Source organism: Methylophaga thalassica (assembly GCF_030159795.1).
Lineage (GTDB): Bacteria > Pseudomonadota > Gammaproteobacteria > Nitrosococcales > Methylophagaceae > Methylophaga > Methylophaga thalassica.
In genome coordinates, this window is sequence record NZ_BSND01000004.1 from 174,240 (window position 1) to 189,019 (window position 14,780).

Below are 14,780 nucleotides of genomic sequence, written 5' to 3' on the forward strand. Positions count from 1 at the left end.
CAAATTCAAGGAAGGATCTGATGATAAATATGAAGCAAACTCGCTATATCAGTAGCGATAACCAGACATTCGCGTTTCCACAAAAGCGCAGGGTGCAAAAAGCGCATATTGCCTATGTCGCTGAGGAGCTTACTCATGACTAATAAGCTCAGTCTACAAGATCAAACCAGGGAGTTTTTGCTTTATACCGCACCGAGTGGCGATATTAAAGTTGAGGTGTTGCTTAGCAATGAAACTATTTGGTTAACGCAAGACCGAATGGCGGCGCTATTTGGTGTGGGTGTGCCAGCTATTTCCAAACATTTGAAGAATATTTTTGAAAGTGGAGAGTTAAACCCTGAAGTGGTTATTTCCATTTTGGAAACAACCACTGAACACGGTGCTATTGCTGGAAAAACACAAACTAAAAAGGTTAAGTACTATAACCTTGATGCAGTGATCTCGGTTGGATATCGGGTTAATTCCAGGCAAGCGACACAGTTTCGTATTTGGGCCACAGGGCTGATTAAAGAATACATCATCAAAGGCTTTGCCATGGATGATGAGCGCCTAAAAAACGGCCGTTATTTCGGTAAAGACTATTTCAAAGAACTACTTGAACGCGTTCGATCTATTCGTGCCAGTGAACGCCGAATTTATCAGCAAATCACTGATATTTTTGCCGAATGTAGTATTGATTATGATCCTAAGTCTGAAACTACGCGTTTGTTTTATGCCCATGTGCAGGACAAATTTCATTTTGCCATTACCGGCCATACTGCAGCTGAAATCATTTCGTTAAAAGCTGATGCCAGTAAACCATTAATGGGCATGACCACGTTCAAGAATGCGCCAAAAGGTAGAGTGTTAAAGTCCGACACGATTGTTGCCAAGAACTACTTATCTGAGCAAGAGATCAAACAGCTGGAGCGAACCGTATCATCGTTCTTTGATTATATTGAAGGCATCATTGAGCGACGTAACACCTTCACCATGGAAGCCTTTGCGGCCAGCGTAGATAAGTTTTTGGCATTTAATGAGTACCAAATTTTAGAAGGTTACGGACGAATATCACGTAAAGACGCTGAAAATAAGGCCTTTCAAGAATACGAGCAATTCAACAAGCAACAACGCATTGAGTCTGATTTTGACCGAGAAATCAAGAAGCTGTTGCACAACAAGGATGCTAAGAAATGACAAGCTACAGAGCCATCGCTGAGTCTAAAAACTTCATCGTACTGGATAAGTACGAGAAGCAATGGGAAGTGAATGAAAGCTACCAAAGCGAGGGTGATTTAGAACGTGAGCTGGTTCAGGATTTGGTGAATCAAGGGTATGAGCTGGTTCCTGGCTTGAATCATCCCGCGGCGATGCTCGCAAATCTCCGTGTGCAATTACAATCCTTAAATAAGGTAACCTTTTCAGAGGGCGAGTGGGCGCGGTTTGTTGAAACCTATCTGGATAAACCCAGTGATGGCATCACTGATAAAACCCGCAAAGTGCATGACGATTATATCTATGACTTCGTGTTTGATGATCGCCGTATTCAAAACATTTACTTGTTTGATAAAAACAATATCGCCCGTAACAAAGTCCAGGTCATCAAACAGTTCGAGCAAACCGGCAGCCACGCTAACCGATACGATGTCACCGTTTTAGTTAATGGTCTGCCTCTGGTTCAGATTGAGCTAAAAAAACGGGGTGTGGCTATCCGTGAAGCCTTTAATCAGGTACATCGTTACAGCAAGGAAAGCTTTAACAGCGAACATTCGCTGTATAAATATCTGCAGTTATTTGTGATTTCAAATGGCACCGATACCCGATATTTTGCCAACACGGTCAGTCGTAACAAAAACAGCTTCGACTTCACCATGAACTGGGCGAAGGCTGATAACAGTCTGATAAAAGACCTCAAGGATTTTACTGCCACTTTCTTCCAGAAAAATACGCTACTGAAAGTGCTGCTGCATTATGCTGTGTTTGATATTAGTAATACGCTACTGGTGATGCGCCCGTATCAAATCGCCGCAACCGAAAGGATATTATGGAAGATAAACAGCTCTTTCCAAGCCAAAACTTGGAGCAAGCCAGAAGGCGGTGGCTTTATCTGGCACACCACAGGCTCAGGCAAAACGCTGACCAGCTTTAAGGCGGCGCGTCTTGCCACTGAGCTTGAGTTCATTGACAAGGTATTTTTTGTTGTAGACCGAAAAGACCTTGATTACCAAACCATGAAGGAATATCAACGCTTTTCACCTGATAGCGTTAATGGTTCTAAAAACACCGCAGCCTTAAAGCAAAACCTTGCCAAAGATGACAACAAAATTATTGTCACGACTATCCAGAAACTCAATAACTTAATCAAAAGCGAGGGTGACCTTGCTGTTTATCACCAGCAGGTGGTATTTATCTTCGATGAATGCCACCGCAGCCAGTTTGGTGAAGCGCAGAAGAATCTTCAAAAGAAATTTAAAAAGTATTATCAATTTGGTTTTACTGGCACACCTATCTTTCCCGAGAACGCATCGGGTGCTGAAACGACCGCTAGCGTGTTTGGGCAGGAGTTACATTCTTACGTCATTACCGATGCTATTCGGGATGAAAAGGTGCTTAAGTTTAAGGTGGATTACAACGATGTCCGCGTGAAGTTTAAAGCCATTGAAACCGAGCAGGATGAACAAAAGCTCAATGCTGCAGAAAACAAAGAAGCACTGTTACATCCTGAACGGATCCGTGAAATAGCAGAGTACATTCTAAAAAGCTACCGCCAAAAAACCCATCGTTTACAACCCGGCGCTCGTGGTTTTAATGCCATGTTTGCGGTCAGCACTATTGACTCAGCCAAGCTTTACTATGAGTCACTCACTCAACTACAGAAAGACAGTGAGAAACCACTTAAAATCGCCACTATCTTCTCCTTTGCAGCTAACGAAGAGCAAGAGATGATCGGTGCTATTGCCGATGAGAGCTTTGATGTCTCAGCCATGAATAGCAGTGCCAAGGAGTTTTTGAACAAGGCGATTGCTGACTATAACACCCACTTCAAATCAAGTTTTAGCGTTGATAGTGACGGCTTTCAAAACTATTACCGCGATTTAGCAAAACGGGTAAAAGGCGAGGATGACTATGGCAACAAACTACCACCAGAAGAAACCGTCGACTTGTTAATTGTTGTCGGTATGTTTTTGACCGGATTTGATGCACCGACTCTGAATACCTTGTTTGTCGATAAAAACCTGCGTTATCACGGGCTGATGCAGGCTTTTTCACGTACCAACCGTATTTATGATGCAACTAAAACCTTTGGCAATATCGTCACTTTCCGTGATCTTGAAAAAGCGACCGTGGAAGCCATTACCTTATTTGGTAATAGCAACACCAAAAACGTAGTATTAGAAAAAAGCTATACCGAATACATGGAAGGCTTTACCGATGTGATTACTGGTGAAGCAAGGCGGGGCTTTATGGAAGTGGTTAGTGAACTGGAGCAGCGTTTTCCTGATCCATCCAACATTGAAAAAGAAGCTGACAAGAAAGCCTTTGCCAAACTCTTTGGCGAATATCTGCGTGTCGAGAATATCCTGCAAAACTACGATGAGTTTGCGAGCCTGAAAGCACTGCAAAACGTCGATATAAGTGACTCTGAAGCAGTTGAAGCTTTCAAGGCTGATCATTACCTAGATGATGATAAGTTCGCTGAGTTGCAAAGTATACGTTTGCCTACTGAGCGTAAGGTTCAGGATTACCGCTCGACCTATAATGATATCCGTGAGTGGCAGCGTCGCCAAAAGTCAGCCGAAGATAAAGAAAAATCCACTATCGAGTGGGATGATGTCGTGTTTGAGGTCGACCTGCTTAAATCGCAGGAAATTAACTTAGATTACATTCTCGAGCTGATCTTTGAGCACAACAAAAAGACCAAGAGCAAAGCCGATTTGGTAGATGAAGTACGTCGCGTCATCCGAGCAAGTCTCGGTAACCGAGCTAAAGAAAGCTTGGTGGTCGACTTTATCAATCAAACTGATCTTGACCAGATTGGCGAAAAAGCCACTGTAATCGAAGCCTTCTTTGCCTTTGCCCAAGCTGAGCAGCAACGTGAAGCCGAGGAGTTGATTACTGCTGAAAGCCTGAATGCTGAAGAAGCCCGACGATACATCACTACTTCGCTAAAGCGAGAGTTTGCCAGTGATGCGGGTACAGAACTAAATACCCTTCTACCCAAAATGAGTCCATTGAACCCACAATACCTGACTAAAAAACAAAGCGTGTTTCAAAAGATTGCTGCTTTTGTTGATAAGTTTAAAGGTGTAGGGGGCAAGGTTTAAACTCATCTAAACCTTGGACTAGATAACCACAGCGATCAAATTACAAGAACTGGTCGCGGATAAATTCCAAATACATATGGAACATCGTGTACTGGATTCGTTAATAGACAGACTAAAAAGCATTTATTAGACGATTTTGAATTTTAAATTCTGCAGGGTGATACCCCACAATGAATGTCAGTTTTTAAATTTTGAACCGCTCTAAAATCGACACAAAAACATTCTGAATAACATGGTGTGATGCTTACTAATCGTGTCTATTAATAATTAAACAGACTTGAATGAAAACGTGATACGATTTCGCCATCGAGTTAATGGTATATCCCTGTACCTCTAATCCAGTCATGTATAAATCCGAACAATCTCTCTCTCAACGCTATGTCTTATCCCTTTTTGGGATCTGCTTCTTGTCGTTGTTGTTGCTGACTCTGCCAATAGCTTCCTATGCTAAAAGCGACTCAAGCAATGAGATTAATCACGGGCTTATTAGTCATCTTGATTCATTTAATACGCAGGGATACTTTCTTCGAATAGCTGAAATTAAACATCAGTCTGTTGAAGAGTTTTTTCCTGATATTGACTTACCTCTGTGGGCTATTTGTCACTCACAAAATCAACATCCGAAAAACTGGGGTTCAGTCTGTTTTGTATTTAAAGACATTACAGATGCAACGCCTTTTTCTCATTATTACCTCTATCCGCCTTTGAGAGCACCCCCTCTAGCTTAGTTTCGTCCATACAAATCGGCCCTTTGGTTAGGGCTTTGTTATTTCGAAAACGTTAGAGGTTTTTCATGAAATCATTGTCTTCACGGACCATTGTTTATGGTTTGTTGATTGTGTTCGGGCTGCTGTGCAGTTTACCTAACATTCTTCCTTATTCTTTGTCTCAAAAACTGCCTGCCTGGTATACCGACACGACCATTTCTATGGGGTTGGATTTACAGGGTGGTTCACACCTGCTTTTGGAAGCGGACACTAAAGAGTTATTAAACAAACAATATGACTTGCTGCAGTCTGAGCTGACCAGCGAGTTGCAAAAGCAGGGGATTTACTACACGAGTCCTGTCATTTCTGAGTCAGGCTTATATATACCCATTCGTAAAAGCGCTGACATCGACAAATCCGTTGAGCTTGCTAGTCAGTTAGCCCGTAATTCAACAGATGGCAAAAAACGTTTTGACATCAAAAAAGAAACGGACGGGATTCAAATAAGCTTAGATCAACGATGGGTTGAATCACTTGTCACGGATGTTGTTAATCAAAGTCTTGAGGTGGTCAGAAAACGCCTTGATGAGACGGGGCTGGTTGATCCGAGTATTACCCGTCAAGGCAAGCAGGATATTCTGGTTCAAATGCCGGGTGTGGCAGATCCTACTAAGATTCGTGAACTGCTGGGTACAACAGCAAAAATGACATTTCATTGGGCAGCCACTGATACAACAAAAAATACGGTGATCTACCCCGATATCAATACGGATAGCCGCTACCGTCTCGAAACTCAGGTGGCCATGGAAGGTAAACATATACGTGATGCTCAGGTAGGGTTTAATCAGAAAACCGGCGAACCCGTAGTTAATTTCAAACTTGATAGTGAAGGGGCGAAATTATTTGGCAATATGACCCATAACAATATAGGTCGGGCACTCGCTATTGTGCTTGATGGAAAAGTCATTACAGCCCCTGTTATTCGTAGTGAAATACCGGGTGGAAGCGGTGAGATTAGTGGCAATTTCACTACCTCTGAAGCAAATAATTTAGCGTTATTATTGAGGGCAGGGGCTTTGCCTGTTCCGTTACATGTGATTGAAGAGCGAACCGTTGGTCCTGATCTTGGCAGTGATGCCATACAAATGGGGCTAACAACCGGTCTGTTAGGCGCAGCGATGGTCGTGATTTTCATGCTGGGAATCTATGGCAGATGGGGACTTATCGCGTGTACAGGTCTTGCTATTAATCTTGGGCTGATTTTTGGTGCACTGGGTTTACTTGGCGCAACACTAACGCTGCCTGGTATTGCCGGTATTATCCTGACCATTGGCATGGCGGTGGATGCCAATATTCTTATTAATGAACGCATCAGGGAAGAATCAAAGCGAGGTAAAGAGGCTTGGAAAGCGCTTCGTGAGGGCTTTGACAAAGCCTATACCACCATTCTGGATTCAAATTTAACGACGCTTATCGCGGTAAGTTTGTTATTTATGTTTGGTACAGGACCTGTTCAAGGCTTTGCTGTGACGATAGGAATCGGTTTGGTGACTTCAATGTTTACTGCCGTTGCCGTGACACGATTACTTATGGAATGGTCTATTCGAGGTAAAGAAAAGCAACCTTTAAAGATCAACGGTTTCAATTTCTTAGATAAATTAAGCGGCAAGGGCATTAATTTTCTGCGTGGGCGTTATGCAGGCCTTACAACGTCAGCCATTTTGTCTATTGCTGCTGTGGTGTTGTTCTTTCAGCCGGGTCTGAAATATGGCGTTGATTTTACAGGGGGAACGTTAGTTGATGTTCACGCGATGGATTTATCTGTTGAACAAATCAGAAATACGCTGGGAAGCCACCACTTATCAGATGCGCTTATTCAGGAAACAGGGAAGGCGGGGGACTTTCTGGTCAGGCTGCCTGTGACATCAACTGAACCTGGTGCCACATCACAGCAAGTTAATGATTTAAAAGAAGCTGTACTGACTATTCAGCCTGATGCTGACTTTCCTAAAGTCGATATGGTGGGTCCTAAAGTCAGTGGTAATTTTTCTGATAACACGATCCTGGCTATCTTGTTAGCTGGAGTAGGGATGTTAATCTACCTGACACTGCGGTTTGAATCTCATTTTGCTATCGCTGCAACATTAACGATTGCTTTAGATTTAACTAAAACCATTGGTTTCTTTGCGTTAACAGGCGTTGAATTTAATCTGACGGCAGTGGCGGCATTGTTAGCCCTTATCGGTTATTCCATCAATGACAAAGTGGTGGTGTTTGATCGGATCCGAGAAAGCATACGGGCCACACCGGACAAACCGATTATTCAACTGATGAATGAGAGTATTTCGTCGACATTAACCAGGACCGTATTTACGTCTGTTACCACATTTTTGGCACTTTTACCGATGGGTATTGCAGGAGGATCAGCCGTTTCAAGTTTTGCCTTACCTATGCTTTTTGGCATAGTGATTGGTACAAGTTCATCAGTATTTATTGCGGCTCCTATTTTGTATTTCTTGAGTCAACGCAGAAGCCAAAAGGGTCTGGCACTGCTGAGACCAACGACAGAAGAAATGCGTGAGAAGTTGGCTCAAATTCCTTAGAGAGGATAAGTATGGTTTGGCTATTGCTGTTAAGTGGTTTAGTACTGCTCATTGTTGGAGCGGATATGCTGGTAAAAGGGGCTGCCAAGCTTGCCGGTAGTTTTGGTGTGCCACCCTTAGTCATTGGCTTAACCGGCGTCGCCTTTGGAACAAGTGCTCCTGAACTCGCTGTCAGCGTTAAATCTGCCTGGTCCGGCCAGGCAGAGCTGGCTATTGCGAATGTGATTGGAAGTAATATTTTTAACATTCTATTCATTCTTGGTCTGGCTGCACTCATATCCCCATTACTCGTTTCCAAGCAGCTTATCAGACAGGATGTGCCTATTATGATTGCTGTATCAGCCATAGCGACAGTCATGGTATGGAATGGATTACTTGAGAGATGGGAATCAGCCATTTTGTTTTTAGCTTTACTTGCTTACACCGGTTTTCTGTTTATCCAAGGAAAAAAGCAAAACGATAAAGAGGGAATAGCTGAAATCGATGAATTACTCTCCGTGAATACACCGACATGGAAAAGCGTATTGTATTTCTTTGTCGGCCTGATATTACTGGTGTTAGGTGCTCGCTGGTTAGTACAAAGTGCGGTTAGCATTGCTACAGGACTAGGTGTTAGTGAGGCCGTTATCGGACTAACCATTGTTGCAGTCGGCACGTCATTACCCGAAGTCATGACCTCAGTTATGGCAACAATACGAGGGGAGCGAGACATTGCAATTGGTAACGTCGTCGGTAGTAATATTTTCAATATACTCTGTGTGCTTGGCCTGGCAGGACTCATCTCACCAGAACCATTAATTGCGGGCCCACAACTGGCAACATTAGATATACCTGTCATGTTGGCTGTTTCAGTTTTATGTCTACCTTTATTTTTTGTGGGTGCCACATTAACCCGGTTTGAGGGATTTTTATTCCTGCTTTTATATACATCTTATGTTTCGTACATGATTTTAGTGGTTACTCAGGCTAACTTCGCAACGACATTAGAACAGGCTTTAATCTATGGCTTGATTCCAGCTGTATTTATTTATGTCAGTTTTACTTTAGTAAGAGATTTGATGCAGCGGGAGAAAGAATAATCAACGCTAGTAAGTCCAGTTTGAGACAAAATTACAGAATACAAAATCGTCCATCTGGACTTACTAACATTTATTTATTAATGATTGTTTTGGATCTCTGATTAACCAGAATTTGAGATCTAATAAATAAAACAAGCAGACAAAAAGTGCTGAATAACCACTTTTTGAATTTAAAAATCTGCAGTGTGATTACCCGAAATGAATGTCAGATTTTAAATTTCGAACACCTGCAAAACGACACAAAAAACATCCTCAATGACAGCAAACGATTTGTCATAACGCATATTATAAGAACAGACCAGAAGCGGATTTGGACATCTTAAAAATCGAGTCATTCGGCTCTCGTTTTTGCGTCTATTTAAGTTCGCATAATATATATTATGTTAAATAGCATATATAATAATGCTTTCTAAAGTAGATGTGAGTATTTACATGGATTTCTTAAGACCAACCTCTTTTGGTGGTTAAAAGCACAGATATTTGTGATGAAGATAACGTTCAGACAGGCTCGATATGCAGCCAGAATGACAAAGAAACAAGTGGCTGAGTACCTGGAAATATCACCAGGCACTGTGGCTAATTATGAGAAAACAAACCATGCCCCCAAAGTAATTATTGAGTGTCTTTTATTGCTTGGTGGCAAGATGCCAAGTATCGGCCGTCGGAATTGTTTTGAGGGTTGGTCTTTTGGCAATGGTTATCTGTGGTCACCCTCTGGAGAGAAATTTACCAGTGGAGAAATTCTCGCATCGCGTATTACTAAAAAATTGGCGGATGAACTTTATGAAGAGAATCTGAGGCTAAGAAAACAAAAAACATAGTCGCCAAAAAAAAGAGCGATTAATTTGCATAATCGCCCCCTCTTCTTTGTATGTTCAAAATTTAAAATCTGAAGTTGATTTCGGGTAATTACCCTGCAGATTTTAAAATCTGAATATGTCGATTTTAGCGGTGTGCTACTTTGACAGTCGTGTTTTGCCAGACTTTGTGAACTTGTCTTTTGATTTGTTCAAAGTGTGCTGATTGTTCTGGCTGTTTATGAAGTTCAAGCATTATGCTAATGCCGTCTATCAGATAATCAGCCGCGTTCATTAATAAACTGGCTAAACGATTGGTGTCTTCAGCTCGGGTGGCAATACCGACAATAATCTGATGATCATCCATTTCAAGATCTTGTTCGACAGAGTGAATTCGAGAATGAACGGTTTCGCTTAAAAAGGCATATTCTGTGCGATATTCGCTCATCAAACCGGCCATTTCAGCTTTGATAGCAGTACTGACATCGCCACGGTTAATTTCATCCGCGCTGTTTATCATGCGTTCCAAATCATTCATCTCAAGTTCGGTTAAAGCATGAATCTCGAGCTGTTTCAGATAAAAGCGTGTCAGCACTTCCCTTCTTTGATCAGTATCACCATCAGTCATGGCTTCGAGAAAGTCTTCATGACGATAAAATGCCGCGAGATTGAATAAGGCCTCTAGTAAACAACGCGACATGATTTCTGTTTCATGAATCATGCCCCGTTCGGCCATCAGCAGAATAGATTGAAAGTGAGAGAGCATGCGTTGGAAATAAAGACTTAGATAGACTTCATTTTTATCATCAGGATGAATGTGGCAGTGATTTAAAATCGATTGCCCCAACTGGCTTAAATCTTCACAAACAAGGTATTGTGGAGTCTGGTGCATTTCAACACTGAGCGTTCCTGTTCGTGATTGCTCTGATAGAAAGCCTGTATCCTTAAAACTTGTTTGCTCTGACATAAAAACCTCTTTTATTGCTTAGTGGTTATCTATCTTACGCTTACCTGCTTGGCTTACAAAGCCTGATCTGTTTTTGACTCATGATTTCATTTCTGTATAACTGGTGTGAACAGATACATAGATAAGGAGAATAATATGGGATGGCGTGAAGATGGTACAGAAAAAACCTATACAGATGAAGAAGTTGAAGCACGTTTAAAACAAGAGCTTCCACATTGGTATTTAGAGAACGGCTGGATACGTCGCAAATATAAAACCAGTGGCTGGAAAAGTACCTTGATGGTGGTCAATACCATCGGTCATTTAGCAGAGGCGGCATTTCATCATCCGGATTTAACGGTGTCTTACGCGTTTGTTATCGTCAAACTAACCAACCATGCAGCCAAAGGCATTACGGATAAAGATTTTGAGCTGGCCAAGAAATTTGAAGAAGTTGTGATGTGGCAGCCTGGCCTGGATGATGGTGCATTAGTTGGCACCCCTGATGATGCTCGCTTTAAATATATTAAATACGATTAGTGGATAGCTAAATGGATATTGATGAGTCACTAAATGTCTTTGGTGAAAAGTTAGAAAGTTGTAGTGAAGAACCTCTCACAGGCTTTTACCGTGATGGTTGTTGTAATACCAGTGATGCTGACTACGGTCAGCACACGGTTTGTGTGCAAGTTAGTCAGGCATTTCTGGAATATTCACGTTTCCGTGGTAATGATTTAACCACGCCGGTGAAAGAATTTGGTTTTCCTGGTTTGAAACCAGGCGATCGCTGGTGTTTATGTGCTCAACGCTGGTTGGAAGCCTATGAGCATGACATGGCACCAAAAATCTATCTGGCTGCCACGCACCAACGCGCAACTGAAGTTATTCCGCTTGAAGTATTAAAAGAATATGCGGCAGATCTAAATTAGTCCGTATTACGTGTGGCTGGCAAAAAACCTTTCCACATCTTCAATATTCTGACTTATTGGCATGGGCGGTAAACTACGCATAAACACTTTACCGTAAGGTTTACTTAAAAAGCGGGGATCGCATAGTACCAATACCCCGGAATCATGGGTGTCACGAATCAGGCGGCCAATCCCTTGCTTCAGCTGAATAACGGCAGCCGGGATTTGGATTGTTCGAAAAGGGTTACCGCCCCGCTCTTTTAAGTCATTAATACGGGCTTCCAACACGGGATCACCAGGTGAAGCAAAGGGGATTTTATCAATCAGTACACAGGATAAGGCTTCACCCCGCACATCCACGCCCTCCCAGAAGCTATTGGTGCCAAGCAAAATAGCATTGCCATGACTGCGAAATTCTTCTAGTAATTGGGTTTTGGCGCCTGAGCCTTGTACCAGCACCGGATAATCAGATTCTTTCAAGGCCTCAGCAACTTCATGCATGGCTTTGTAGCTGGTGAATAATAAAAAGATGCGTCCCTGACTGTGTTCAATCACCGATTTCGCCACTTCAGCAACATGACTATTGTAGTTCGGGTGTGAGGGCTCAACTGGAATGGTGGGCATATAAAGTAAGCTTTGTTTGCCATAATCAAACGGACTTTGCCAGCTGGCAGTTATCGGATCTTCCAAACCTAACTGATGTGTGAAGTTATTAAACTTGCCTGCCACAGTGAGTGTGGCTGAAGTGAATATCCAGGCCTGCGGTTTATCTTTTATCCAGGTTTGAAAATACTGACTAACTTCTTGTGGTGTGGCATGCAAAATAAAACTCGAGCTACGGTTATCCAGCCACAACACCAGTTCTGTTTGTTCGTTTTGCTGAAATAAAGACAAACGTTCGATCAAATCCTGACAGCGTTGGTGACACTGTTCCAGGCCTCTGCCCCGCTCGGCTGCAGCATCAAGTTGAATTTCCAGTTTTTCTAATGATTCCAATAAGATATTAAGCTTTTCTATAATATCTTGAGACTTCTCTAACACAGGCTGCCAGGGAACACGTTGCTCATGCTCGCCCAGGGACAGATTAAATTGGTGTAAGCGATTATCCAGTTGTTCTGCCGCACTGCGAATATCGTTCATATCGGTAGCTTCAGCTTCCATTTCACGAATGCTGTCGCGACTTAATTCCTGAATTTGATGACTGCTGACTCGATGTCCGAGGAATTGACTGGCAATTGCCGGAAGTTGATGGGCTTCATCAATAATATATGCATCGGCATCAGGTAAGACCTCGCCCTGGCCCGACGATTTCAGTGCCATATCCGACATCAGTAAGTGGTGGTTAACGACTACTATATCGGCTTCCTGAGCTTTGCGTCTGGCTTCAACAATAAAACATTCGTCATATTGTGGGCATTGCTGACCAAGACAGTTATCAACAGTTGAGGTGACTTTCGGCCATAGCGGGGAGTTTTCGTCTAATAAATCGGTTTCACTTAAATCCCCAGTAGTCGTTTTACCGCTCCATTCTCGTAAGGTTTGCAGGGTATGTTGATGGTATTGCTGACCGGGTTCAGACTCAGCCAGACCAAGACGGTGATGGCATAGATAATTACTTCGACCTTTTAATAAAGCAGTTTTTAAAGGTACAGAAAGTACTTCACGAAGTTTCGGTAAGTCTTTGTTAAATAATTGGTCTTGTAAGTTTTTTGTACCCGTTGAGATAAAGACTTTTTGGCCAGAAAGCATCGCTGGTGCAAGGTAGGCAAAGGTCTTACCTGTGCCTGTGCCGGCTTCAGCGATGAGAATATCGCCATGCGTTAGCGCATCACCGACTTGCCGTGCCATCTCCAACTGTTGGGTTCTGCTGGTGTATCCTGAAATGTGTTTTGATAACAAACCATTGTCTGCGAATAGTTCATCAATGCGTTCGATCATGCTATCCCTATTCGTTGATTTATCATCCACACCAGAACAACGCCAATGGCATAAAATGCAAGCAAACAAGCATAAGCGATTCTTTTGTTATGCTTTATCAAGTTAGCTTCTGACTCGGTAGACAAAATAAATGGCTGACCTTTATGTGGTGACACTTTAAGTACACTAAGTGATTTTTCAAGCGCCCGAGCACCGATTTCAGCTTTAGCCAGTTGATAAGCGTCATGCCTGGCCTTTTCCCACTCTTGTTGGCTCAGCTGTCCATCACCATTTTTATCATAATGATGTAACAGATTGTTTGGATCGTTTTTCCATTCTTTCAAGATAGAGGTCATCATGTTTTTTATACTGGAATCTTCAATACTGGCAACGGTTTGAAAATGGCCAAGGGCATAGAGATAATCACCTTCAAGAATCGTCCACTCCGTATAGCGGCGAGCAGGAAAGCTATCTTGTTTATACCAGCGTTTTTTTCGCTTGGTGATGACGTTGGCATCATCCGGGTCTATAACACACTGATCAGAACTGTCATCTAACAGGAAAATATCGTCACTGTTATACTTTTTTATGACTTTCCAGCGTGATTTGATACGCCCTTTTCCTTCATATTCAGTCACTTCTTCTTCAATGGTATAGCGAAACCAGACACATCTTGTACCTGATATCGGCGAAATAATCGGTGGACCATCCATCAGTTTGGTTGTGCCAATTAATTCAACATAGCCTTGTGGTGCTGAGCGGATTTTCGCTGTCGGCACGTTTTGAAGCAGCCTTGCATATTTATAGTGTTTTACCATCTGATAAAACAATACGATCACTATCGCTGATAAGACCGCCGCAGCAATATAAAACTCAGTAACAGTGAGCTTGTTTATCTCAATAGAAAGTGAGGCCAGCCAATCCTGCATTTAGCGTTCAAACAAGCTCTTGATGTCCAGGTCGACAAGTTCTTCAGATGTAAATTCGAGCAAGGTAAACGATTTAAAACCAAAAAAGCGCGCCAGGATAACATCAGGAAACTGCTCGATACGGACATTATTGATATTGACGCTTTCATTATAAAATTCACGGCGATCAGCAATGCTGTTTTCCAAGCCGGTAATCCGTGCCTGTAAATGCTGGAATGATTGATCTGCCTTCAGTTCGGGATAGGCTTCTGCCACAGCAAATAAACTACCCAGTCCCATTCTTAATGCGCCTTCGGCAGAACCTAACGCTGAAATATCGCCATTTTGTTGGGCAGTGGCGACCGAAGCACGTGCCTGCATGACTTTTTCCAAAGTGTCCTGCTCATACTGCATATATTGACGGCAGGTTTCAACCAGTTTGGGGAGTTCATCGTGACGTTGTTTTAGTAAAACATCAATGTTTGACCAGGCTTTACTGACATTGTGTTTCAACGTGACCAGATTGTTGTAAATGATGATGAGATAGACGATTAGAACAACAACAACTGCCCAAAATATAAATCCGGTAATAGTCATCCATTTTCCCTCAA

General features: G+C 42.5%; 12 protein-coding genes. 8 read left to right on the forward strand and 4 right to left on the reverse strand.

Features of this window, described 5'->3' with window-relative positions; translation table 11 throughout:
• The first annotated feature begins 20 nt into the window (after positions 1-20).
• The 6 genes from QQL60_RS05700 to QQL60_RS05725 all read left to right on the forward strand — a co-directional run bounded on the left by QQL60_RS05700 (position 21) and on the right by QQL60_RS05725 (position 9,514).
• Positions 21-143, forward strand: a complete 123-nt coding sequence (locus tag QQL60_RS05700; RefSeq protein WP_284722707.1) for a hypothetical protein — start codon at positions 21-23, stop codon at positions 141-143.
• Positions 136-1,176, forward strand: a complete 1,041-nt coding sequence (locus tag QQL60_RS05705) for a virulence RhuM family protein (protein WP_284722708.1) — start codon at positions 136-138, stop codon at positions 1,174-1,176. Before QQL60_RS05700 ends, QQL60_RS05705 begins: the two co-directional genes overlap by 8 nt.
• Positions 1,173-4,304, forward strand: coding sequence for a type I restriction endonuclease subunit R (locus QQL60_RS05710; RefSeq protein WP_284722709.1), 3,132 nt, complete (start codon positions 1,173-1,175; stop codon positions 4,302-4,304). The genes QQL60_RS05705 and QQL60_RS05710 overlap by 4 nt, the downstream gene beginning before the upstream one ends.
• 793 nt (positions 4,305-5,097) lie before the next feature.
• Complete coding sequence (gene secD / locus QQL60_RS05715; RefSeq protein WP_284722710.1) at positions 5,098-7,614, forward strand: protein translocase subunit SecD; 2,517 nt, start codon at positions 5,098-5,100, stop codon at positions 7,612-7,614.
• Positions 7,615-7,625: 11 nt separating this feature from the next.
• On the forward strand, positions 7,626-8,693 hold the full coding sequence (locus QQL60_RS05720) for a calcium/sodium antiporter (RefSeq protein ID WP_284722711.1): 1,068 nt from the start codon (positions 7,626-7,628) through the stop codon (positions 8,691-8,693).
• 524 nt (positions 8,694-9,217) lie between these two features.
• The gene (locus QQL60_RS05725; protein ID WP_284722712.1) at positions 9,218-9,514 is read left to right on the forward strand and encodes a hypothetical protein; all 297 of its coding nucleotides are present in this window, start codon (positions 9,218-9,220) and stop codon (positions 9,512-9,514) included.
• A 124-nt stretch (positions 9,515-9,638) separates the two neighbouring features.
• On the opposite strand, the gene QQL60_RS05730 is transcribed toward QQL60_RS05725, so the two are convergent.
• On the reverse strand, positions 9,639-10,457 hold the full coding sequence (locus tag QQL60_RS05730; protein ID WP_007145048.1) for a DUF5677 domain-containing protein: 819 nt from the start codon (positions 10,455-10,457) through the stop codon (positions 9,639-9,641).
• A 135-nt stretch (positions 10,458-10,592) separates the two neighbouring features.
• Here QQL60_RS05730 and QQL60_RS05735 point away from each other — a divergent pair, with 135 nt between their 5' ends.
• A complete protein-coding gene (locus tag QQL60_RS05735) occupies positions 10,593-10,976 on the forward strand; it encodes a 4a-hydroxytetrahydrobiopterin dehydratase (RefSeq protein ID WP_007145047.1) in 384 nt (127 codons plus the stop codon).
• 17 nt (positions 10,977-10,993) lie between these two features.
• Positions 10,994-11,365: a DUF2237 family protein gene (locus tag QQL60_RS05740; protein WP_272941592.1), complete on the forward strand. Its 372-nt coding sequence runs from the start codon at positions 10,994-10,996 to the stop codon at positions 11,363-11,365.
• A 6-nt stretch (positions 11,366-11,371) separates the two neighbouring features.
• Here QQL60_RS05740 and yoaA read toward each other — a convergent pair whose 3' ends face one another.
• Genes yoaA through QQL60_RS05755 form a run of 3 tightly spaced genes read right to left on the reverse strand, consistent with a single transcriptional unit; the run spans position 11,372 to position 14,766 of the window.
• The gene (yoaA, locus tag QQL60_RS05745; protein ID WP_284722713.1) at positions 11,372-13,282 is read right to left on the reverse strand and encodes a DNA repair helicase YoaA; all 1,911 of its coding nucleotides are present in this window, start codon (positions 13,280-13,282) and stop codon (positions 11,372-11,374) included.
• Positions 13,279-14,190 carry a hypothetical protein gene (locus QQL60_RS05750; RefSeq protein ID WP_284722714.1) on the reverse strand — a complete coding sequence of 304 codons (912 nt, stop codon included), beginning with the start codon at positions 14,188-14,190 and terminating at the stop codon, positions 13,279-13,281. The genes yoaA and QQL60_RS05750 overlap by 4 nt, the downstream gene beginning before the upstream one ends.
• Positions 14,191-14,766: a LemA family protein gene (locus QQL60_RS05755; protein ID WP_284722715.1), complete on the reverse strand. Its 576-nt coding sequence runs from the start codon at positions 14,764-14,766 to the stop codon at positions 14,191-14,193.
• Positions 14,767-14,780: the final 14 nt, after the last annotated feature.

Bases quoted from the DNA above. Each gene is read 5' to 3' on its own strand.
- QQL60_RS05700 (WP_284722707.1), top strand. From the start codon at position 21: ATGATAAATATGAAGCAAACTCGCTATATCAGTAGCGATAACCAGACA.
- QQL60_RS05705 (WP_284722708.1), top strand. From the start codon at position 136: ATGACTAATAAGCTCAGTCTACAAGATCAAACCAGGGAGTTTTTGCTT.
- QQL60_RS05710 (WP_284722709.1), top strand. From the start codon at position 1,173: ATGACAAGCTACAGAGCCATCGCTGAGTCTAAAAACTTCATCGTACTG.
- secD (WP_284722710.1), top strand. From the start codon at position 5,098: ATGAAATCATTGTCTTCACGGACCATTGTTTATGGTTTGTTGATTGTG.
- QQL60_RS05720 (WP_284722711.1), top strand. From the start codon at position 7,626: ATGGTTTGGCTATTGCTGTTAAGTGGTTTAGTACTGCTCATTGTTGGA.
- QQL60_RS05725 (WP_284722712.1), top strand. From the start codon at position 9,218: ATGACAAAGAAACAAGTGGCTGAGTACCTGGAAATATCACCAGGCACT.
- QQL60_RS05730 (WP_007145048.1), bottom strand. From the start codon at position 10,457: ATGTCAGAGCAAACAAGTTTTAAGGATACAGGCTTTCTATCAGAGCAA.
- QQL60_RS05735 (WP_007145047.1), top strand. From the start codon at position 10,593: ATGGGATGGCGTGAAGATGGTACAGAAAAAACCTATACAGATGAAGAA.
- yoaA (WP_284722713.1), bottom strand. From the start codon at position 13,282: ATGATCGAACGCATTGATGAACTATTCGCAGACAATGGTTTGTTATCA.
- QQL60_RS05750 (WP_284722714.1), bottom strand. From the start codon at position 14,190: ATGCAGGATTGGCTGGCCTCACTTTCTATTGAGATAAACAAGCTCACT.
- QQL60_RS05755 (WP_284722715.1), bottom strand. From the start codon at position 14,766: ATGACTATTACCGGATTTATATTTTGGGCAGTTGTTGTTGTTCTAATC.